This window comes from Burkholderia sp. 8Y (genome assembly GCF_902506145.1).
In the GTDB taxonomy this organism is placed as follows: Bacteria; Pseudomonadota; Gammaproteobacteria; order Burkholderiales; family Burkholderiaceae; genus Caballeronia.
This window is the reverse complement of the sequence record NZ_LR733520.1, coordinates 1,796,598-1,817,837: the sequence shown is the minus strand read 5'-3', so window position 1 is coordinate 1,817,837 and position 21,240 is coordinate 1,796,598. Positions and strand designations below refer to the sequence as shown.

General features: G+C 65.5%; 18 protein-coding genes. 12 read left to right on the top strand and 6 right to left on the bottom strand.

What is annotated here, in order from left to right; genetic code table 11:
* Window positions 1-2 precede the first annotated feature (2 nt).
* The 3 genes from ilvC (at window position 3) to pssA (ending at window position 2,649) form a co-directional block, all read left to right on the top strand.
* The gene (gene ilvC / locus GV035_RS19045) at window positions 3-1,019 is read left to right on the top strand and encodes a ketol-acid reductoisomerase (protein WP_159836540.1); all 1,017 of its coding nucleotides are present in this window, start codon (window positions 3-5) and stop codon (window positions 1,017-1,019) included.
* A gap of 105 nt (window positions 1,020-1,124) precedes the next feature.
* Entirely contained in the window at window positions 1,125-1,769 is a 645-nt protein-coding gene (locus GV035_RS19040) for a phosphatidylserine decarboxylase (protein ID WP_159836539.1), read from the top strand.
* A 13-nt stretch (window positions 1,770-1,782) separates the two neighbouring features.
* Window positions 1,783-2,649, top strand: a complete 867-nt coding sequence (pssA, locus tag GV035_RS19035; protein WP_159836538.1) for a CDP-diacylglycerol--serine O-phosphatidyltransferase — start codon at window positions 1,783-1,785, stop codon at window positions 2,647-2,649.
* Between the two features lie 81 nt (window positions 2,650-2,730).
* Here the strand turns inward: pssA and GV035_RS19030 are convergent, their stop codons facing one another.
* The 5 genes from GV035_RS19030 to GV035_RS19010 form a co-directional block, all read right to left on the bottom strand.
* The gene (locus GV035_RS19030) at window positions 2,731-3,429 is read right to left on the bottom strand and encodes a glycine zipper 2TM domain-containing protein (RefSeq protein WP_159836537.1); all 699 of its coding nucleotides are present in this window, start codon (window positions 3,427-3,429) and stop codon (window positions 2,731-2,733) included.
* Window positions 3,430-3,613: 184 nt separating this feature from the next.
* Window positions 3,614-5,140, bottom strand: coding sequence for a lysine--tRNA ligase (lysS, locus tag GV035_RS19025; protein WP_159836536.1), 1,527 nt, complete (start codon window positions 5,138-5,140; stop codon window positions 3,614-3,616).
* Window positions 5,141-5,234: 94 nt separating this feature from the next.
* A protein-coding gene (gene prfB, locus GV035_RS19020; RefSeq protein WP_159836535.1) for a peptide chain release factor 2 occupies window positions 5,235-6,339 on the bottom strand; the annotation gives its coding sequence in 2 pieces (ribosomal slippage) (window positions 5,235-6,257 and window positions 6,259-6,339; 1,104 coding nt in all).
* A gap of 199 nt (window positions 6,340-6,538) precedes the next feature.
* Window positions 6,539-8,239: a single-stranded-DNA-specific exonuclease RecJ gene (recJ, locus tag GV035_RS19015; RefSeq protein ID WP_159836534.1), complete on the bottom strand. Its 1,701-nt coding sequence runs from the start codon at window positions 8,237-8,239 to the stop codon at window positions 6,539-6,541.
* Window positions 8,240-8,251: 12 nt separating this feature from the next.
* A complete protein-coding gene (locus tag GV035_RS19010) occupies window positions 8,252-9,367 on the bottom strand; it encodes a regulator (protein WP_159836533.1) in 1,116 nt (371 codons plus the stop codon).
* Window positions 9,368-9,607: 240 nt separating this feature from the next.
* Here GV035_RS19010 and GV035_RS19005 point away from each other — a divergent pair, with 240 nt between their 5' ends.
* The 9 genes from GV035_RS19005 (at window position 9,608) to ftsB (ending at window position 20,796) form a co-directional block, all read left to right on the top strand.
* Window positions 9,608-10,861 carry a lipoprotein-releasing ABC transporter permease subunit gene (locus GV035_RS19005; RefSeq protein ID WP_159836532.1) on the top strand — a complete coding sequence of 418 codons (1,254 nt, stop codon included), beginning with the start codon at window positions 9,608-9,610 and terminating at the stop codon, window positions 10,859-10,861.
* Window positions 10,854-11,567 (top strand): lipoprotein-releasing ABC transporter ATP-binding protein LolD, encoded by a 714-nt coding sequence (gene lolD / locus GV035_RS19000; RefSeq protein WP_159836531.1) that lies wholly within the window; start codon window positions 10,854-10,856, stop codon window positions 11,565-11,567. The genes GV035_RS19005 and lolD overlap by 8 nt, the downstream gene beginning before the upstream one ends.
* Window positions 11,568-11,591: 24 nt before the next feature.
* Window positions 11,592-12,380, top strand: coding sequence for a TatD family hydrolase (locus GV035_RS18995; protein WP_159836530.1), 789 nt, complete (start codon window positions 11,592-11,594; stop codon window positions 12,378-12,380).
* An 88-nt stretch (window positions 12,381-12,468) separates the two neighbouring features.
* On the top strand, window positions 12,469-15,222 hold the full coding sequence (locus GV035_RS29520) for a ComEC/Rec2 family competence protein (protein WP_236572663.1): 2,754 nt from the start codon (window positions 12,469-12,471) through the stop codon (window positions 15,220-15,222).
* Window positions 15,223-15,249: 27 nt separating this feature from the next.
* Window positions 15,250-16,071: an alpha/beta hydrolase gene (locus tag GV035_RS18985; protein ID WP_159836529.1), complete on the top strand. Its 822-nt coding sequence runs from the start codon at window positions 15,250-15,252 to the stop codon at window positions 16,069-16,071.
* Between the two features lie 147 nt (window positions 16,072-16,218).
* Complete coding sequence (locus GV035_RS18980) at window positions 16,219-17,913, top strand: CTP synthase (protein WP_159836528.1); 1,695 nt, start codon at window positions 16,219-16,221, stop codon at window positions 17,911-17,913.
* Complete coding sequence (gene kdsA / locus GV035_RS18975; RefSeq protein WP_159836527.1) at window positions 17,910-18,764, top strand: 3-deoxy-8-phosphooctulonate synthase; 855 nt, start codon at window positions 17,910-17,912, stop codon at window positions 18,762-18,764. The genes GV035_RS18980 and kdsA overlap by 4 nt, the downstream gene beginning before the upstream one ends.
* Before the next feature lie 164 nt (window positions 18,765-18,928).
* Window positions 18,929-20,212 (top strand): phosphopyruvate hydratase, encoded by a 1,284-nt coding sequence (gene eno / locus GV035_RS18970; RefSeq protein WP_159836526.1) that lies wholly within the window; start codon window positions 18,929-18,931, stop codon window positions 20,210-20,212.
* A gap of 119 nt (window positions 20,213-20,331) precedes the next feature.
* Entirely contained in the window at window positions 20,332-20,796 is a 465-nt protein-coding gene (gene ftsB, locus GV035_RS18965; protein ID WP_159836525.1) for a cell division protein FtsB, read from the top strand.
* Window positions 20,797-20,886: 90 nt separating this feature from the next.
* Here the strand turns inward: ftsB and GV035_RS18960 are convergent, their stop codons facing one another.
* A complete protein-coding gene (locus tag GV035_RS18960) occupies window positions 20,887-21,234 on the bottom strand; it encodes a hypothetical protein (protein WP_159836524.1) in 348 nt (115 codons plus the stop codon).
* Window positions 21,235-21,240: the final 6 nt, after the last annotated feature.

Below are 21,240 nucleotides of genomic sequence, written 5' to 3'. Positions count from 1 at the left end.
CCATGAAAGTTTTCTACGACAAAGACGCCGACCTCTCCCTCATCAAGGGCAAGCAAGTCACCATCATCGGTTATGGCTCGCAAGGCCATGCACACGCGCTCAACCTGAAGGAAAGCGGCGTGAACGTGACGGTCGGCCTGCGTAAAGGCGGCGCATCGTGGAGCAAGGCCGAGAACGCCGGTCTGCCGGTCAAGGAAGTGGCCGAAGCCGTGAAGGGCGCGGACGTCGTCATGATGCTGCTGCCCGACGAGCAGATCGCCGAGGTGTACGCGAAGGAAGTCCACGCGAACATCAAGAACGGCGCGGCGCTCGCGTTCGCGCACGGCTTCAACGTGCACTACGGCCAGGTGATTCCGCGCACCGATCTCGACGTCATCATGATCGCGCCGAAAGCACCGGGCCACACGGTGCGCAACACGTACACGCAAGGCGGCGGCGTGCCGCACCTGATCGCGGTCGCGCAGGACAAGACCGGCTCGGCGCGCGACGTGGCGCTCTCGTACGCGGTGGCCAACGGCGGCGGCCGCGCGGGCATCATCGAGACGAATTTCCGTGAAGAGACGGAAACCGACCTCTTCGGCGAACAGGCGGTTCTGTGCGGCGGCACCGTCGACCTGATCAAGGCCGGCTTCGAAACGCTGGTGGAAGCGGGCTACGCGCCGGAAATGGCGTACTTCGAGTGCCTGCACGAACTGAAGCTGATCGTGGACCTGATCTACGAAGGCGGCATCGCCAACATGAACTACTCGATCTCGAACAACGCCGAGTACGGCGAGTACGTGACGGGTCCGCGCATCGTGACGGAAGAGACGAAGAAGGCGATGAAGGCCGTGCTGAAGGACATCCAGACGGGCGAATACGCGAAGAGCTTCATCATCGAGAACCGCGCGGGCGCACCGACGCTGCAATCGCGCCGCCGCCTGACGTCCGAGCATCAGATCGAGCAGGTTGGCGAAAAGCTGCGCGCGATGATGCCGTGGATCGCGAAGAACAAGCTCGTCGACCAGTCGAAGAACTAAGTTTTTCACGCGTCACGGTTCTTGCTGTAACGAAAGCCGCCCGAAGCCGCTGTGCCGAGGGCGGCTTTTGCTATCCTACGGGTTTTAAAAACACACACCTCGTTCATGAACTATCCCCATCCGATCATTGCCCGCGAAGGCTGGCCGTTCATCGCCATCGCGGCCGTCGTTGCCATTCTCGTGCAGGCGATCGGCGGCTTCGGCTTCGCCTGGATCTTCTGGCTGATCGTGATTTTCGTCGTCCAGTTCTTCCGCGATCCGCCGCGCCCCATTCCCACGCAGGCCAATGCCGTGCTGTGTCCGGCCGATGGGCGCATCGTCGCGGTCGAAACGGCGCATGATCCGTACGCGGGCCGCGAGGCGCTCAAGATCAGCGTGTTCATGAACGTGTTCAACGTGCACTCGCAGCGTTCGCCGGTCGATGGCGCGATCAGCAAGGTTCAGTACTTCCCAGGCGCGTACCTGAACGCGGCCGTCGACAAGGCGTCCACCGAGAACGAGCGCAACGCGATCGTGCTGCAAACCGCGAGCGGGCACACGGTGACATCGGTGCAGATTGCCGGGCTGATCGCGCGGCGGATTCTCTGCTACGCCCATGCCGGCGAGCCGCTCACGCGCGGCCAACGCTACGGCTTCATCCGTTTCGGTTCGCGCGTGGACGTGTATCTGCCGGTGGGCAGCCGGCCGCGGGTGTCGATCGGCGAGAAGGTGTCCGCCTCGTCGACGATCCTCGCCGAGTTCGCGGAATAACGCGGGGGCGTCGATGGCGGCATTCAAACCGCGCCGGAACCGCATGAACGGCGCGCCGCCGCGCGCGTTCCGTCGCAACAAGGCGGCGCAGGACGTCGGCGCCGTGGAAACGCGGCGCGCGAAGCGGCAGCAATTCTTAAGAAAGCGCGGCATTTATCTGCTGCCCAATGCGTTCACCACGGCGGCGCTGTTCTGCGGCTTCTTCGCGGTCGTCCAGGCGATGAACGTGCGCTTTGAGATCGCGGCCATCGCCATTTTCGTCGCGATGGTGCTCGACGGCATGGACGGCCGCGTCGCGCGCATGACGCATACGCAGAGCGCGTTCGGCGAGCAGTTCGACAGTCTCTCGGACATGGTGTCGTTCGGCGTCGCGCCGGCGCTCGTCATGTACGAATGGGTGCTGAAGGACCTCGGCCGCTGGGGCTGGCTCGCGGCGTTCGTGTACTGCTCGGGCGCGGCGTTGCGGCTCGCGCGCTTCAATACGAACGTCGGCGTGGTCGATAAACGCTATTTCCAGGGCTTGCCGAGTCCGGCTGCCGCCGCGCTGATCGCCGGCTTCGTGTGGCTCGCGACCGACAATCGCGTGCCGCTCAAGCTCGTGTGGCTGCCGTGGGTCGCGTTCGCGCTGACCGTCTACGCGGGCGTCACGATGGTGTCGAACGCGCCGTTCTATAGCGGCAAGGCGCTGGACGTGCGTTATCGCGTGCCGTTCGCGGGCGTTCTGCTGGTCGTGGTCGCGTTCGTGCTCGTCTCGTCCGATCCGCCCGTCATGCTGTTCTGCCTCTTCGTGCTGTACGGCTTCTCGGGCTATGTCTGGTGGGCGTACATGGCGATGCGCGGCAGACCGAACCCTGCGCGCAGTTCGCAGCGGGATCATTAGCGCGAATTTCTTTCGATGCTAAAAAGGGCGATGGGTCGCGAAACCCATCGCCCTTTTTTACATGCGCGCGCTTGAGTCCAGTCAGCCCGCAGCGACGAGCGCGCCGTTGTGCACGCGCACACGCTGTCCTTGCGCGAACGGCGGCTGCTGCCTGTAGGTGAAATAGCGCGTCTTGCCGTTTTCCATCCGCACGCGCACGGAATAATCGGTCTCGCTGCGCAGGTGCTTTTCGACCGAATTGCCCGCGAGCCCGCCGCCTAACGCGCCGAGCAGGGTCATCGCGGTGCGGCCGCCGCCGCGTCCGAACTGGTTGCCGACGACACCGCCCGCCACCGCACCACCGACTGCGCCAATTCCCGTTCCGTGCCCCTCGCGGCGCACGACGGAAATGGCTTCGACTGTGCCGCAGGTCGAGCAGTAAGCGGGCTGTTGCGGCGGCTGCTGGGCATACGACGGCTGCGCGGGCGGCTGCTGCACGGGCGCTTGCTGCACCGGCTGCGTCGCCGCTTGCTGCGCGGGCGCGGGCTGTGCGGCCACGGGTTGCGCGGCGGGCGGCGCTGCAGGCGCGGCCACGGGTTGCTGCTGCGCGACCGCTGCCGTTTGTGTCTGCGGATTTTGCGCCGAATTGCTGTGCGCGCCGGGGAAGAGCCCGGTCATCGCTGCCGTTGCCGCAAGGCTCGCGACGATGACCGCGCCCGCAGCCGTCGCGACGAGCGGATGCAGCCGTCGCGGCTCGCCCGTACCGGGCGCAGGTGTCAGTTTGTTGGTCCCGTTGTCCATTTTTGACCTCCGTTCGAGGCGACGTGCCGACAGCGTCCATTCTCGCGCAGATGCGTCGTCGGCACTTTTTCAGGTTGTAACCGGCTTTTTCTTCGGTTGAAGCACACAGAATGCCAGCCAGAAGGGCAAAAAAAACGCGCCCCGAAGGACGCGCTTTCTTCTGCTGCATGAGCCGACCGCGATCTCAATCTTCGCGACGCAGATGCGGGAACAGAATCACATCGCGGATGCTCGGGCTGTCGGTCAGGAGCATCACCAGACGGTCGATGCCGATGCCGCAGCCGCCCGTCGGCGGCATGCCGTATTCGAGCGCGCGGATATAGTCGGCATCGAAGTACATGGCTTCTTCGTCGCCCGCGTCTTTCTGGTCGACCTGTTTCTGGAAGCGCGCGGCCTGATCTTCCGGATCGTTCAGTTCCGAGAAGCCGTTCGCGATCTCGCGGCCCGTGATGAACAATTCAAAGCGTTCCGTGATGCCCGGCACTGAATCCGACGCCCGCGCGAGCGGCGACACTTCCACCGGATAGTCGACGATATACGTCGGTTCCCACAACTGCGATTCCGCCGTCTCCTCGAAGAGCGCAAGCTGCAACGCGCCGATGCCGGCGTTCAGGAAAGCGGGCTGCGTCGTATCGACGCCGAACTTCTTCAGTTCCGCGCGCACGAACACGGCGTCGGCAAGCTGCGCGTCGGTGTACTGCGGCGCGTACTTTTGAATCGCCTGATTGATCGTCAGGCGATGGAACGGCTTCGAAAGATCCAGTTCGCGGCCCTGATACGTGATGGTCGCGGTGCCGAGCGCGTCGATGGCGGCCTGACGGATCAATTGTTCGGTGAAGTCCATCAGCCAGCGGTAATCCGTGTAGGCCGCGTAGAACTCCATCATCGTGAATTCTGGGTTGTGGCGCGGCGACACGCCTTCGTTCCGGAAATTACGGTTGATCTCGAACACCCGCTCGAAGCCGCCGACGATCAGCCGCTTCAGATAGAGCTCCGGCGCGATGCGCAGGAACATCTGCATGTCGAGCGCGTTGTGATGCGTGACGAAGGGCTTCGCCGCCGCGCCGCCGGGAATCGGGTGCAGCATCGGCGTTTCGACTTCCATGAAGTTCGCCTGCGCCATGAAGTTGCGGATCGACGTGACCGCCTTCGTGCGCGCCATGAACGTCTTGCGCGATTCCGGCGTGACGATCAGATCCACATAACGCTGGCGATAGCGCATTTCCTGATCGGCGAGGCCGTGAAACTTGTCCGGCAGCGGACGCAGCGCCTTTGACAAGAGCCGCAGTTCCGTGCAGCGCACCGACAGTTCGCCCTTGTTCGTGCGAAAGAGCATGCCCTTCGCCGCGACGATGTCGCCCAGATCCCACTTCTTGAACGCCTCGTAGACGTCCGCGCCGACATCGGCGGGCGTCACGAAAAACTGGATCTGGCCGCTGCCGTCCTGAACCGTCGCGAAGCTCGCCTTGCCCATCACGCGCTTGAGCATCATTCGGCCCGCGAGCGCGACGGGCAGGGGATTGGCTTCCAGCGCCTCCTTGTCGGTCTCGGCGTAGTCGCCTTGCAGCGCGGCCGCCTGATGCGTCGGGCGGAAATCGTTCGGATAGGCGACGCCTTGCTCGCGCAGCGAGCGCAGCTTGTCGCGGCGCTCGGCGATGATCTGGTTATCTTCCAGTTCGGGAGCGGCGCTCGTCTGAGTCGGTTCGGTCATGATGATTCTTGGGTTTTGATGCGGCAAATGCGGCGAATGCGCGGCGGGATGAAACAAAAGCGGCGCGACCGGAAGGCCGCGCCGCTGCACGGCGTCAAACGCCCTGTTTCAAGCTCGCGCTGATGAAGTCGTCGAGGTCGCCGTCGAGCACGGCGCGCGTGTTGCTCATTTCCACGTTGGTGCGCAGGTCCTTCACGCGGCTCTGGTCGAGCACGTAGGAGCGGATCTGATGGCCCCAGCCCACGTCCGTCTTGCTCGATTCGAGCTTGTCCTGCTCCGCCTGGCGCTTGCGCATCTCGAATTCGTACAGACGCGCCTTCAGCATCTGCATGGCTTCGGCGCGGTTGCGGTGCTGCGAGCGGTCGTTCTGGCACTGCACGACGATGCCGGTCGGCGCGTGCGTGAGACGCACGGCGGAGTCCGTCTTGTTGATGTGCTGGCCGCCCGCGCCCGATGCGCGATACGTGTCCGTGCGGATATCGGCGGGATTGATTTCGATCTCGATGGAGTCGTCGATTTCCGGATACACGAACACCGACGAAAACGACGTATGCCGCCCGCCCGACGAATCGAACGGCGACTTGCGCACGAGCCGGTGAATGCCGGTTTCGGTGCGCAGATAGCCGTATGCGTATTCGCCTTCGACCTTGATCGTCGCGCTCTTGATGCCCGCGACGTCGCCTTCGGATTCTTCGAGCACTTCGGTCTTGAAGCCCTTGCGCTCGCAGTAGCGCAGATACTGGCGCAGCAGCATGGACGCCCAGTCACACGCCTCGGTGCCGCCCGCGCCCGCCTGAATGTCGATGAAGCAGTTGTTCGGATCGGCCGGGTTCGAGAACATCCGGCGGAATTCCATGTCTTCGACGCGCGCCTTCAGGGCATCGGCGTCAGATTCGCAGGCGACGAGCGTGTCTTCGTCGCCTTCTTCGCGCGCCATCTCGAAGAGTTCTTCGGCGTCGCGCAGATCGTTGTCGAGGGCGGAGAGCGTCGAGACCACGCCGTCGAGCAGCTTCTTTTCACGACCGAGCGCCTGGGCGTTCTTCGAGTCGTTCCAGACGTTCGGGTCTTCGAGTACCTTGTTGACTTCGGCTAGACGCGCGGACTTGGCGTCGTAGTCAAAGATACCCCCGTAGCTCGCCTGCGCGGCGGCGCAGGTCGGCCAGAAGGCTTTCGATCGCGTTGAGACGTTCTGCTTCCATTGTCGATCTTCGGCTTCGTAAAAAGGTCAAATTATAGCCGATCGACACCTTCCGTCCGTTGCCGACGGCGCTCGCGGACGCACGCCGCCGCACGCGGCGCGGGGCGCTTTGCAGTGCGCTTCGCTGCTCACTCGCCGCGAAAGCTCGCCGTGTTCGTGTTCGTGTGCGTGATAGCGATCGTATTCGATGCCGACGCCGCCTACGCCGCGTGCTCGACGATCAGCTGCACGCGTGCCACGCCGTTCCACGAATCGCTGACGAGCCGGTACGCGACAGTCGCGCGCGGCGGCAGCGGATCGACGTGATTGAACCAGATTGCGTTGAAACGCTGGCGCCCGCGCATCAGTTGCAGCTTCAGGTGCTTGTCCTTCACGAGCGATTGCGACGCGACATCGAATTCGCCGGAGAACGTCGGGGCCGGAAAGCCTTGTCCCCAGACGGCGGCGTCGAGCAGTTCGATGAATTGCGGCGTGAAGTACGCGTCCTCCAGCTCGCCGTCCGTCTCGATGGTGCGCGAGAGCGCGTCGGCGGTCAGCCACTCGCGGCCGACCGCTTCGAACGCGTCGGTGAAGCGCGGGATGTCGGCGGTCGCGAGCGTGAGGCCCGCGGCCATCGCGTGGCCGCCGAACTTGTGGATGAGACCGGGCTCGCGCTTGCTGATGAGATCGACGGCATCGCGCAGATGGAAGCCGGGAATCGAACGGCCCGAGCCTTTCGAGAGCGTGCCGGCGTCGTCGGCGTGCGCGAAGGTGAACGACGGCCGGTGAAAACGCTCCTTCAGCCGCCCGGCGACGATGCCGATCACGCCCTGATGCCAGCTCGCATCGTAGAGCGTGAGCGTCGCGCGCTCGCCGGGAACGAAGGTTTGCAGTTCCGCGAGCGCCTGCTGCTGCATGCCAGCTTCGATTTCGCGCCGCTCGCGGTTCATCGCGTCGAGCTGCTGCGCGAGTTCCCATGCGCGGCCGATGTCGTCGGTCGTCAAACATTCGATGCCGAGCGACATGTCCGAGAGCCGTCCCGCCGCGTTCAGGCGCGGCCCGAGCGCGAAGCCGAGATCGAAGCCCGACGCGGCGCGCGCATCGCGGCCCGCCGCGCGAAACAGGGCGGCGATGCCCGGCTGCATGCGGCCCGCGCGGATGCGCTTCAACCCCTGCGCGACGAGAATCCGATTGTTGCAGTCGAGCTTCACGACATCGGCCACCGTGCCGAGCGCGACGAGATCGAGAAGCCCGTCCAGACGCGGCTCGGGCGCGCGCTCGTACGCGCCGCGCCGGCGCAATTCCGCGCGCAGCGCGAGCAGCACGTAGAACATGACGCCCACGCCCGCGATGCATTTGCTCGGAAAGCCGCAGCCCGGCTGATTCGGATTGACGATGGCGCGGGCGGCCGGCAGTTCGTCGCCCGGCAGGTGATGATCGGTCACGAGGACATCGATGCCGAGCGCGTTCGCGGCCGCGACGCCCTCGACGCTCGCGATGCCGTTATCGACCGTGATCAGCAACTCGGGCACGCCGAGCGGCGAGCGCGCGGCCAGCTCGACGATCTCCGGCGTCAGTCCGTAGCCGTATTCGAAGCGGTTCGGCACGAGATAGTCGATCGTCGCGCCGAACATGCGCAGGCCGCGCACGGCGACGGCGCACGCGGTCGCGCCATCGCAGTCGTAGTCCGCGACGACGAGCATGCGCTTGCCCGTCGCGAGCGCATCGGCGAGCACGGCGGCGGCGTCGTCGCAACCCTTGAGGCCGATTGGCGCGTGGAGGCGTTTCAATTCCGTCTCGACTTCATCCGGCGAGGTGACGCCGCGCGACGCGTAGAGCCGCGCGATCACGGGATGCAGGCCGTGGCGCGTCAGGGCTTCGGCATCGGCGGGGGAGGAGGCGCGCGTAACGATTCGCGTCATTCGAGTCAGACCTTATTCGATGAAAAGCGCCGCGATCGGCCGGCGGCGCCAGAACTTGCGCAGGTCGCCGCGCGTGACCGACAGCGTGACCGAGCCCGTGTCGCCGCACAGCGTGAGACGCAGGCGCCTGAGCGAACCGCTTCGCAGCGCATTGAGCGCCGGCGCGAACCACGCGTCTTCGAGCGCCTTCAGCGCAGCGTTCCAGCGCGCCCAGTCCTGCTCGATGAAAGGGGCGGAGAACGGGTCCAGCTCGACGAGCGTCGCGCCTTCGCCGCCGTCTTTCGCGAGCGATGCAAACGACGCCGGCGGCATCGACGGCTTCACGCCCGAGGCGAGCGCGAGGCCGCGCGTGGCGGCGGCATCGGACATCACGGCAGCGAACGGGCGCGTGACCGGGCGCATCGCGCCTTGTCCGTGCAGCCAGATGGAATTGATCGGCGGCAGTCCGCGCGACTCGCGCTCGACATTGAGCGGATGTTCGAACCACGCCATCTGCACTTCGTTCTGCAACTTCATCCACGGGCGCGAACGTTCGCCGGTGCGGGCTTCGTGCGGCAGCCAGATTTCGATGTTGCGTCCCGCCGCGCGCAACGGCGACGCGCCCGCGAGCGCGCCGAGCGCATCGCCCGACACATACCAGCGCAACGGTGTGGGCGCCTGCAACGCCAGCCCCAGTTCTTCGATGACGGGCTGCGCGGTGTCGAGCAGCGCGCGCGCTTCCTCGGTCCGCACGCCGAGCGTGGCGGGATCGATCAGCACGAGATGATCGTGCGCGATGCGAACGTGGACCGGCTCGATGCACGCCCAGAGCGCCGCGCCAGCCGCACCCGACGCGCCGGGATCGCCGCCATCGGCGAGCAGCATGAAGGGCGCGAGCGGGGCGTCGTCGGCATAACGTTGACTCGCGTTCGGCGAAACGATGCCGAAGCGTTGCGCGATCCAGCGTTCGTGCGGCAGCGTGCGCTGAAAGTCTTCGCCGATCACGCGTTCTTCGAGTGTCGCGCGGGCGAGCAGCGTGTCGAGCGCCGCGCTTTCCAGTCCGTGCAGCGCGGTTGCGGCGTCCGCCGCCGAGGGCAGGGCGAACGGCAGCAGAAGATGAAGGTCGGGAACGGGCATGATGGTCGGCATTGTAGGGCAAAGCGCGGGGCGTCATCGGCTGAAGCGCGGCGTGTAACCCGCGTGCCGGATAGCCGGTTGCGCGAGCGCAAGACCCCGCGCTTGTTACGGCGCTGACCCCATGTGTGGCAAACTTTCGCAAATTTCGCGGCGCAAGACGGACGGCCCGGTCATGCGCCGCGATGACCGGGCGATTCACCCTTTCCCGCCGGCCAAGATAGCAACGCAGCAACAGCAGACACAAGGATTCGCTTGAAACTTCCGTACGAATGGCAGATCGGCTGGCGCTACACGCGCGCCAGCAAACGCACCACAGGCAACGGCTTCATCTCATTCATCGCGCTCGTGTCGATGGCGGGCATCGCGCTCGGCGTCGCCGCGCTGATCGTCGTGCTGTCGGTCATGAACGGCTTCCAGAAGGAAGTGCGCGACCGCATGCTCTCGGTGCTCGCGCACGTCGAGATCTTCTCGCCGACCGGCTCCATGCCGAACTGGCAACTGACCGCGCAGGAAGCGCGGCGCAATCCGGAAGTGACCGGCGCGGCGCCCTACGTCGAAGCGCAGGCGCTGCTGACGCGGCAAGGCGCGGTGAGCGGCGTCGCGCTGCGCGGCGTGGAGCCCACGCTCGAGCCGGAAGTGTCGGATATCGGCAAGGAAATGCGCGCCGGCAAGCTCGCGAACCTCGTGCCCGGCGAATTCGGCATCGTGCTCGGGGCCGATCTCGCGACGAACCTCGGCGTGATGACCGGCGACAAGATCACGCTCGTCGCGCCCGAAGGCACCATCACGCCGGCGGGCATGATGCCGCGCCTGAAGCAGTTCACGGTGGTCGGCATCTTCGAATCCGGCCACTACGAATACGATTCGACGCTCGCGCTCATTTCGATCCGCGATGCAGAGGCGCTTTTCCGTCTTCCCGCGCCGACCGGCGTGCGTCTGCGCCTGAAAGACATGCAGCGCGCGCCCGACGTCGCGCGGCAACTGTCGCACACGCTTTCGGGCGACCTCTATATCCGCGACTGGACGCAGCAGAACAAGACGTGGTTCTCCGCCGTGCAGATCGAAAAGCGCATGATGTTCATCATTCTCACGCTGATCATCGCGGTGGCGGCGTTCAATCTGGTCTCGTCGCTCGTGATGACCGTCACCGACAAGCAGGCCGATATCGCCATTCTGCGCACGCTCGGCGCGCAGCCCGGCTCGATCATGAAGATCTTCGTGGTGCAGGGCGTGACCATCGGCTTTATCGGCACGGCGCTCGGCGTGTCGCTCGGCTGCCTGATCGCGTGGAGCATTCCGTGGCTCGTGCCGATGATCGAACATCTGCTCGGCGTGCAGTTCCTGCCGCCTTCGGTGTACTTCATCAGCGAGTTGCCGTCCGAACTCGTGCCGGGCGATGTCATGAAGATCGGCGTCATCGCGTTCCTGTTGTCCTCGCTCGCCACGCTCTATCCGAGCTGGCGCGGCGCGAAGGTTCGTCCGGCGGAGGCGCTGCGCTATGAGTGACCTGATTCCGGCAAACAACGTCGTCTTGCAGGCGTCGGCCATTTCGAAGGCGTTCGTGCAGGGCGGCTCGAACGTGCAGGTGCTCGACAACGCGCAGCTCGAAATCTATCGCGGCGAAAAGCTCGCGATCGTCGGCGCGTCCGGTTCCGGCAAAAGCACACTGCTGCATGTGCTCGGCGGCCTCGACGAGCCGAGCGCGGGCAAGGTGTCGCTGCTCGGCAAGCCGTTCACGGAGCTGAAGGAAAAAGAGCGCAACGAACTGCGTAATCGCGCGCTCGGCTTCGTCTATCAGTTTCATCATCTGCTGCCTGAATTTACCGCGCTCGATAACGTCGCAATGCCGCTGCGCATCCGCCGCATGAGCGAAGAGGCTGCGCGCAAGGAAGCGATGGGCATGCTGGAGCGCGTGGGCATCGGGCATCGCGCGAAGCATCGGCCGGGCGCGCTGTCGGGCGGCGAGCGGCAACGCGTCGCGATTGCGCGGGCGCTCGTCACGCGCCCGGCGTGCGTGCTCGCCGACGAACCGACCGGCAATCTCGACGGCGGCACCGCCGACACCGTCTTCAACCTGATGCTGGAGCTGTCGCAGACGCTGGAAACGAGCTTCGTGATCGTCACGCACGATCCCGATCTCGCCGCGCGCTGCGACCGCATCATGCGTCTGCGCGACGGCGTGCTGCACGAAGAGCCGCCGGTGCCGGTCTAAGCGGCGCGGCGCGCGGAGGACGCCATGTGGATCGACACGCACTGTCACCTCGATGCCTCCGAATTCGACGCGGACCGCGACGCCGTCGCGCGCGCGGCCGTCGATGCGGCGGTGACGCGCATCGTGATTCCGGGCGTGGAGCGTGCGAACTTCGATACGGTGCGCGCGCTCGCGCATCGCATCGAAGGCGGCGCATATGCGCTCGGCATCCATCCGCTTTTTACGCCGCGGGCCACCGACGACGACCTGCGCGTGCTGTGCGAACAGATCGCGGCGAGCATGGACGATCCGCGCTTCGTGGGCATCGGCGAGATCGGGCTGGATTACTTCGTGCCGGCGCTCGACGATGCGCGTCAGCAGTTCTTCTACTACGAGCAACTGAAGCTCGCGCGCGAGTTTCGACTGCCCGTCATTTGCCACGTGCGCAAGTCGCAGGACAAGGTGCTAAAGGGTCTGCGCATGCACGACATCCATGGCGGCATCGCGCATGCGTTCAACGGCAGCTTTCAGCAGGCCGAGGCGTTCATCGCGCAGGGCATGCGGCTCGGTTTCGGCGGCAATCTGACGTTCGAGCGCGCGCGACAGATCAGGCGGCTTGCCGCCGATCTTCCGCTCGATGCCATCGTGCTCGAAACCGATGCGCCCGACATTGCGCCCGCCTGGCGCTACAAGGGCCGCAATACGCCCGATCAGGTCGCGGGCATCGCGAAGGTGCTCGCGCAACTTCGCGGCATCGACGAAGACGCGCTTTCTATAGGCACAACGGCTAACGCGCACGCGGCGCTGCCCCGGCTCGCACTCGCGGCTTCATAATCGTTCATGGTTGCATTTGGTTCGGATCACTGATTTTCTTGTGGTCCGGGCGGATGCGTTTCGCGTGACGTGAGAAGAGAGCATAAGCGTGCGGGCGGTGTTGCTGTGTTTTGCATTGGGCGTCGCATATTTGCAGCAACAGGCTGCGTTACCCGGCTGGGGTGGCTCGGCGGCATGTATCGCTTTTCTCTGCGTCGCGGCGGGCGTTGGTTGCGCCGTGCGCGGGCGAGGGCGCATCGCGGCTTTCGCGATTGCGGCCGCCGCATGCGGCTTCGCCTATGCCGCCGTGCGCGCGGAACTGCGCTTGCAGCAGCACTTGCCGGTCGAATTCGAGCAGCGCGATATACAACTGACCGGCTTCGTGCGCGGACTGCCGGAGCCGCAGGCCGAAGGCACGCGCTTTCTCTTCGAAGTGGAATCGAACGGCGCGGGCTTGCGCGATTTTCCGCGCATCGTGAGGTTGCTGTGGACGCCCGCCGCCGCTGCGCTGCCCGCGCTCGTGGCCGGTCAACGCTGGACGCTGACCGCACGGCTCAAGCGCGCGCACGCCAACGCGAATTTCTCGCTGCGCGACGGGGAAGTCGGCTTGCTCGAACGCGGCATTCGCGCGACGGGCTCGGTGTCCGCGAGCATACCTGCGCGACGTCTTCGCGGCGATGCCATCGGCCCGTGGCTCACCGTCGATCGCTGGCGCGAGCGCATTCGGCAGCGCATCGAAACGGTGCTCGCGGACGCGCCGCATCGCGGCATCGTCGTCGCGCTCGCCGTGGGCGCGCAGGATTCCGTGAGCGACGCCGACTGGGCGACCCTGCGCGCGACCGGCACGAGTCATCTCGTTGCGATCTCGGGCCTGCATATCGGCTTCGTCGCGGGACTCGCGGCGTTCGTCTGCGGCTTCCTGTGGAGGCGGGTCAGGTGGCGCGGCGTGCCCGCGCCGCTTCTCGTGGCGGCGCCGAAGGTGGCGGCGCTCGGCGCGGCGTCGTTCGCGGCGTTGTATGCCGCGCTCGCGGGCTTCAACGTGCCCGCGCAGCGCGCCTTGTGGACGCTGACGGTGTTCGCCGTCGGGTTTGTCGGCGGGCGGCGGCCGGCGGCCTCGCTCGTGCTCGCGTGGGCGCTCGTGTTCGTGCTGATCGCGGACCCGTGGGCGGTGACATCGCCCGGATTCTGGCTTTCCTTCGTCGCGGTGGCGGCGATTCTGCATGCGATGGCGGCGTACGGCAGACGCGCGTCGAAAGCGCCGCCCGACGACGCGGACGACTGGCTCGCGGGAATGGAAGCGCGTGATCCGCTGCTTGCGGATGAAGTTGCGTCGGGCCGGCCCGTCGGCGATCCGCCGGCGCATGAGCGCTCCCGCCCGCTCGCAAGCGCGTGCCGCCGCGCGGCTGTGAAGGTGCGTGATTCGCTGCTTCCCAATGAACTCTCATCGAGCCGGCCCGTCGGCGATCCGCCGCCGCATGACCGCTCGCGCCCGCTCGCAAGCGCGTGCCGCCGCGCGGCTGTGAAGGCGCGTGATCCGCTGCTTTCCGACGAAAGCGCGTCGAGCCAAGCCGTCGCCGATCCGCCGCCGCGCAACCGCTCGCTCTCGCTGCTAGGCACGTGCCGCCGCGCCGCCATGAAGCTGCGTCAACACATGACCTCGAGCGCGCGCGTCCAATACGCCGTCACGCTGTCGCTCGCGCCGCTCACCGCCTACTGGTTTTCGCACATTCCGCTCACCGGCCCGCTCGCGAACGCGTTCGCGATTTCGTGGATCAGCTTCGTCGTGACGCCCGCGACGCTTGCCGCGCTCATCGTCCCGGCACCGCTCGATATACCGATGCTCCACCTCGCGCATGCCGCGCTGTGCGTGCTTTTCGACGCGCTCGAACGCCTCGCCGACGCGGGCCCCGCCTGGTCCCTCTGGCACTTGCCGCAGCCCGGCGCGTTCGCGCTGGCCGCGTCGCTCGCGGGCGCGGCGTGGGCGCTTGCGCCGCGCGGCTGGCCGTTGCGCTTCGCGGTGCCGCTGACGTGGCTGCCGCTTCTCGTGCCGGCGTCGCCGGGCGTGCCGGATGGCACGTTCCGCATGACCGCGCTCGATATCGGGCAAGGTTCGGCGCTCGTCGTCGAGACGGCGCGCCACACGCTGCTGTTCGATGCCGGCCCCGGCCCCGAATCGACGTACGCGGGCGAGCGCATCGTCGCGCCGTATCTGCTTGCAACGGGCGTGCGCTCGCTGGATGCGCTCGTCGTCAGCCATTCGGACTCGGATCACGCGGGCGGCGCGCCCGCAGTGCTGCAAGCGGTCGCGGTGCGGCAACTGCTCGCGTCGCTGCCGGCGAGCCATCCGCTCTGGTCCGACGCCAGCAAGCGCGGCGCCGATACGCTGCGCTGCGCGGCCGGCCAGCACTGGACATGGGACCGCGTGGACTTCCGCGTGCTGTGGCCCGACCCCGGGCCGCTCACCGGCACGCCGAATCATCAGGCTTGCGTTCTGAAGGTGACGAACGCAGCGGGACGCGCCGCGCTTTTCACGGCGGATATCGAAGCCGACGTCGAACGCACGCTGCTCGCGCGCGATGCCGCCGCGCTGCGCGCCGACGTGCTGATCGTGCCGCATCACGGCAGCCGCACGTCGTCGACCGAGCCTTTCCTTGATTCCGTCGGGCCGCTCGCCGCGGTATTTCAGGTAGGCTATCGCAACCGCTTTCACCATCCGAATCCCACGGTGTACGCGCGCTACGGCTTGCGCGACATCGCGCTCACGCGCAGCGACGAGGACGGCGCGGCGCGCATCGACATCGGTCTCGACATCGTGCTCGATCGCTACCGGGAAACGCACGCGCGTTACTGGATGGGGCGCTGAAAACAATACGACAAGAACGAGGAGCCCTTGAAGGACATCATCCATTTCTCGCACGCAAACGGCTTTCCGGCGTCCACTTACCGCACGGTTTTCGCCGAGCTTGCGGACGACTACCAGATCCGCAGCATCCAGCGATACGGCCACGATTCGCGCTTTCCGGTCACGCAGGACTGGCCGCATCTCGTCGATCAGCTCGTCGAGGACATGGGCCGCTACCGGCAAGCGCCACAGTACACGGACGGCGGGCATCCGAAGGTGTGGCTCGTCGGGCATTCGCTCGGCGGCTATCTCTCGCTGATGGCGGCGCTCAAGCGCCCGCAGTGGGTGAAGGGCGTGGTGATGCTGGATTCGCCGATCATCGCGGGATGGCGCAGCGGCGTGCTGCGCGTGACGCAATGGACAGGACTCGACGAGCGGCTTTCACCCGCCGCCGCGACCAAAAAGCGCCGCACGCACTGGGCGAGCCGCGACGAAGCGTGGCGGCATTTCCGCGCGAAGCCCGCGTTCGCGCGCTGGGACGAGCGCATGCTGGCCGATTACATCGACTTCGGCATTCCGCAGACGCTGCCGGACGGCACGCGCACGCTCGCGTTCGACCGCCATGTCGAATACCTGATCTATCGCACGTTGCCGCATACGCTCGGCGCGCGGCTCGCGCACGGCGCGCCGGTGCCGGTCGGCTTCGTCGCGGGCACGCATTCCACGGAAGTGCGGCACGTCGGACTGTGCATGACGCGGCGCGTCGCGGGCGAGCATCTCGAATGGATCGAAGGCAGCCATCTCTTTCCGATGGAGCGGCCCATCGAGACCGCGCGCGCCATCCGGCGGCTGCTTCGTTCCATCGGCTGAACGGCGTTCGGAGAGAGGTGCGGGGATCGAAACAGTGCGCTGAAATAGCCGTAAATAACGGATTGGCGCGAGGCGTTCGGGCGCGTCGGCCGCTGGGTCGCGGACGGCCTTTACGGTATAATCCGTTTTTCCCGCGAGCATCTAGCGATGACCAAATATGTATTCGTCACCGGCGGCGTAGTTTCTTCCCTCGGCAAGGGTATTGCCGCCGCCTCCCTCGCCGCGATCCTCGAATCGCGCGGTCTGAAAGTTACCCTCCTCAAGCTCGATCCCTACATCAACGTCGACCCCGGCACGATGTCCCCGTTTCAGCACGGCGAAGTGTTCGTGACGGAAGACGGCGCGGAGACGGACCTCGACCTCGGCCACTACGAGCGCTTCATCAGCACGAAGATGCGCAAGGCCAACAACTTCACCACGGGCCAGATCTACGAATCGGTGATCCGCAAGGAACGCCGCGGCGAGTATCTCGGCAAGACGGTGCAGGTCATTCCGCACATCACCAACGAAATCCAGGCGTTCGTCGAGCGCGGCGCGGCAGCGGCCACGTGCGGCCAGCCGGATGTCGCGATCGTCGAAATCGGCGGCACGGTGGGCGACATCGAATCGCTGCCGTTCCTCGAAGCCGCGCGTCAGATGAGCCTGCGCATGGGCCGCAACAGCGCCTGCTTCGTGCACCTGACGCTCGTGCCGTTCATCGCCACCGCGGGCGAGCTCAAGACGAAGCCGACGCAGCACAGCGTGCAGAAGCTGCGCGAAATCGGTATCTATCCGAACGTGCTGCTGTGCCGCGCGGATCGCCCGATTCCCGACGACGAGCGCCAGAAGATTTCGCTCTTCTCGAACGTGCATGAGGAAGCGGTTATTTCGGTGTGGGACGTGGACAGCATCTACAAGATTCCGCAGATGCTCAACGACCAGGGCCTCGACGAAATCGTCTGCAACGAGCTGAAGCTCTCGCCGAAGCCGGCCGACCTCAAGATGTGGTCGGACCTCGTCGAGAAGCTGGAGAATCCGAAGCACGAAGTGACCATCGGCATGGTCGGCAAGTATGTCGAGCTCACCGAGTCGTATAAGTCGCTGATCGAGGCGCTGCGCCACGCGGCCATTCACACGTCGACCAAGGTCAACATCGAATATATCGATTCCGAGCAGATCGAAGCCGAAGGCGCCGATGGCCTGAAGCACCTCGACGCCGTGCTCGTGCCGGGCGGTTTCGGCCGTCGCGGCACCGAGGGCAAGATCAAGGCGATCCGCCATGCGCGCGAATCGAAGACGCCGTATCTCGGCATCTGCCTGGGCATGCAGCTCGCGGTCATCGAGTTCGCACGCGACGTCGCCGGCCTCGCGGACGCGAACAGCACCGAATTCGATTCCGGCACCACGAACCCGGTCGTCGCGCTCATCACCGAGTGGTACGACCGCGCGGGCCGTATCGAAAAGCGCAGCGAAGAGTCGGACCTGGGCGGCACCATGCGCCTCGGCTCGCAGAAGTGTCCAATCAAGCCGGGCACGATGGCCGCGCGCATCTACGGCACGGATGTGAACGAGCGTCATCGTCACCGTTATGAAGTCAATAACCGTTTCGTGCCCCAGCTCGAAGCGGGCGGCCTTATCATCAGCGCCCGTACGCCAAGCGAGGATCTGCCCGAAATGATGGAGTTGCCGCAGTCGATGCATCCGTGGTTCGTGGGCGTGCAGTTCCACCCCGAATTCACCTCGACGCCGCGCGACGGCCACCCGCTCTTCAAGGCGTTCGTCGAAGCGGCGCGCGCGCATAGCATCGCGTCGGCCGGCGAGCAGGCAGCGCCGGTCGTCGCAACGGCGGGAGCGCAGGCATGAAGCTCTGTCACTTCGAAGCGGGACTCGACAAGCCGTTCTTCCTGATCGCGGGCACGTGCGTCGTCGAATCGGAGCAAATGACGATCGACGTGGCGGGCCGGCTCAAGGAAATGACGCAGAAGCTCGGCATCCCGTTCATCTACAAGTCGTCGTACGACAAGGCGAACCGCAGCTCCGGCAAGTCGTTTCGCGGTCTGGGCATGGACGAAGGCTTGCGCATTCTCGGCGAAGTGAAGAAGCAACTCGGCGTGCCCGTTCTCACGGACGTCCATGCCGAGCAAGAGATCGAAGCGGTGGCATCGGTCGTGGACGTGTTGCAGACGCCCGCGTTCCTGTGCCGTCAGACCGATTTCATCCACGCGTGCGCGCGCTCGGGCAAGCCCGTCAACATCAAGAAGGGCCAGTTTCTCGCGCCGCACGACATGAAGAACGTGATCGACAAGGCGCGCGACGCGGCGCGTGAGGCGGGGCTGTCCGAAGACCGCTTCATGGCGTGCGAGCGCGGCGTGTCGTTCGGCTATAACAATCTGGTGTCGGACATGCGCTCGCTCGCGATCATGCGGGAAACGAACGCGCCGGTCGTGTTCGACGCCACGCACTCGGTGCAGTTGCCGGGCGGGCAGGGCACGAGTTCGGGCGGTCAGCGCGAGTTCGTGCCGGTGCTCGCGCGGGCGGCGGTCGCCACGGGTGTCGCCGGATTGTTCATGGAGACGCATCCCGATCCGGCCTGCGCGAAGTCGGATGGTCCGAACGCGGTGCCGCTCGCGCGCATGGAATCGCTGCTGACGACGCTCATCGCGCTCGATCGCGCGGTGAAAAGCGGGCCGTTTCTCGAGAACGATTTCAACTGAGGCGGGCGCGCAGTCTTTAAGGCTGCGCGACAGGCAGACGAGCGCCGTAGTGAACCGGCCGCGCGCCGGAAGGTCTGAGCCAGGCCAACGAAGCGAGGCCAGCGCAGCGAAGGCTGGCCGCTTCTATCGTGACTGACAGAATTCATCGTCAATTTGAGGAAACCATGAGTGCTATCGTAGATATCATCGGCCGCGAGATTCTCGATTCGCGAGGCAATCCGACCGTCGAATGCGACGTGTTGCTCGAATCGGGCACGATGGGCCGTGCTGCCGTGCCGTCGGGCGCGTCCACCGGCTCGCGCGAGGCCATCGAATTGCGCGACGGCGAAGCCGGCCGCTATGGCGGCAAAGGCGTGCTGAAGGCGGTCGAACACATCAATACCGAGATCTCCGAAGCCATCATGGGCCTCGACGCCTCGGAACAGGCTTTCCTCGACAAGACGCTGCTCGAACTCGACGGCACCGACAACAAGTCGCGCCTCGGCGCCAACGCGCTGCTCGCCGTGTCGATGGCGGTGGCCAAGGCCGCCGCCGAAGAAGCCGGCTTGCCGCTCTACCGCTATTTCGGCGGTTCGGGCGCCATGCAACTGCCCGTGCCGATGATGAACATCGTCAACGGCGGCGCGCACGCGAACAACAGCCTGGACATCCAGGAATTCATGATCGTGCCGGTGAGCCAGCCGACGTTTCGCGAAGCGTTGCGTTGCGGCGCGGAAGTGTTCCATGCGCTGAAGAAAATCCTCTCGGATCGCGGCATGAGCACGGCCGTGGGCGACGAAGGCGGCTTCGCGCCGAACTTCGGCAGCAACGACGAGTGTCTGTCGACCATTTTGCAAGCCATCGAAAAGGCCGGGTATCGCGCCGGTGAAGACGTGCTGCTCGCGCTCGACTGCGCGGCGAGCGAGTTCTACCACGACGGCAAGTACCAGCTCGCGGGCGAAGGCCTGCAACTGTCGTCGGGCGAATTCACCGACTATCTCGCTACGCTCGCCGACAAGTTCCCGATCGTCTCGATCGAAGACGGCATGCACGAAAGCGACTGGGACGGCTGGAAGACGCTGACCGAGCGCCTCGGCAAGAAAGTGCAGCTCGTCGGCGACGACCTTTTCGTCACGAACACGCGCATCCTGAAGGAAGGCATCGAGCGGGGCATCGCCAACTCGATCCTCATCAAGATCAACCAGATCGGCACGCTGACGGAAACCTTCGCGGCTATCGAAATGGCCAAGCGCGCGGGTTACACGGCGGTCATCTCGCACCGCTCCGGCGAAACGGAAGATTCGACCATCGCGGATATCGCGGTGGGCCTGAACGCGGGCCAGATCAAGACGGGTTCCCTGTCGCGCAGCGACCGTATTTCGAAGTACAACCAGTTGCTCCGCATCGAAGAAGACCTCGGCGATATCGCAAGCTATCCCGGCAAGTCGGCGTTCTACAACTTGCGCTGAACGTTTTCGCTAAAGCTTTCGCCGCTTTAGTCGATAAGGACGTTGATCTTATCTTCTGCCCGCCGCCCCGGCCTCGTGTCGAACGAGACCGACGGGCGGCGCTTATTTTGGCTACTTGAATGCGGCTTGTAACTGTCGTTCTGGTCTTGTTGCTGGTGTTGATCCAGTACCCGCTCTGGTGGGGGCACGGCGGCTGGCTGCGCGTGCATGAATTGCAGCAGCAACTCGCGCAGCAGACCGACAAGAACACGAACCTGAAGCTGCGCAACGAGCGCGTGCAGGGCGAAGTCCAGGACCTGCAAAGCGGCACCTCCGCGGTGGAAGAGCGGGCGCGCTACGAAATGGGCATGGTGAAGGACAGCGAGGTGTTCGTGCAGTTCGTCGCGCCCAATTCGACCGCGCCCGTCAACTCGGCGAACGTGCCGGGCATGAGCGGCTCGACGCGCGGTCAGGTGTCCGCCGCGCCGTTGCGCGTGGTGCCGAATCCGGTGTCGCGATCGAAGCAGCAACTGCGCGACCTCGATCGCCAGGCGCGCAAGGACAAGGCGGTCGAAGCGAAGAAGAAGCAGGGCGCGGGCGGCTGACGTGACGCGTTCGGCAGGCAAATGAAAATGGCGCAGTCTTGATCGACTGCGCCATTTTTTACGCGCTTTCGGCTGTATCGCGGGAGCGGATTACCACCATGTCCCGATGCCGACGCCCGTGCCCCAGTAAGGGCCGCCCCAGCCGCCGCTGGAATAGCCGCCGTACACGCTGACAGGCGGCGAGTAGTAGCCGGACATCATCTTCGCGTTATTGCCGGCAGTCGCGGCTTGCTGCGATTCGCTCAGCGCCTGCTGGTCGATCGCGTTGTAACGCTGCATCTGCTCCTCGGGCGTGAGCGTCTGCTGCGCGGTCGTCGGCGTGTTCGGCAGACGGCTATAGATGGGCGACGGGCCGGGTGGGTCCATCATGCAGCCGGTGACGAGCAGCGCGGCGGCCACGCACGACGAAAGTCTCAACAATTGCGATGCGGTTTTCATTTGCGA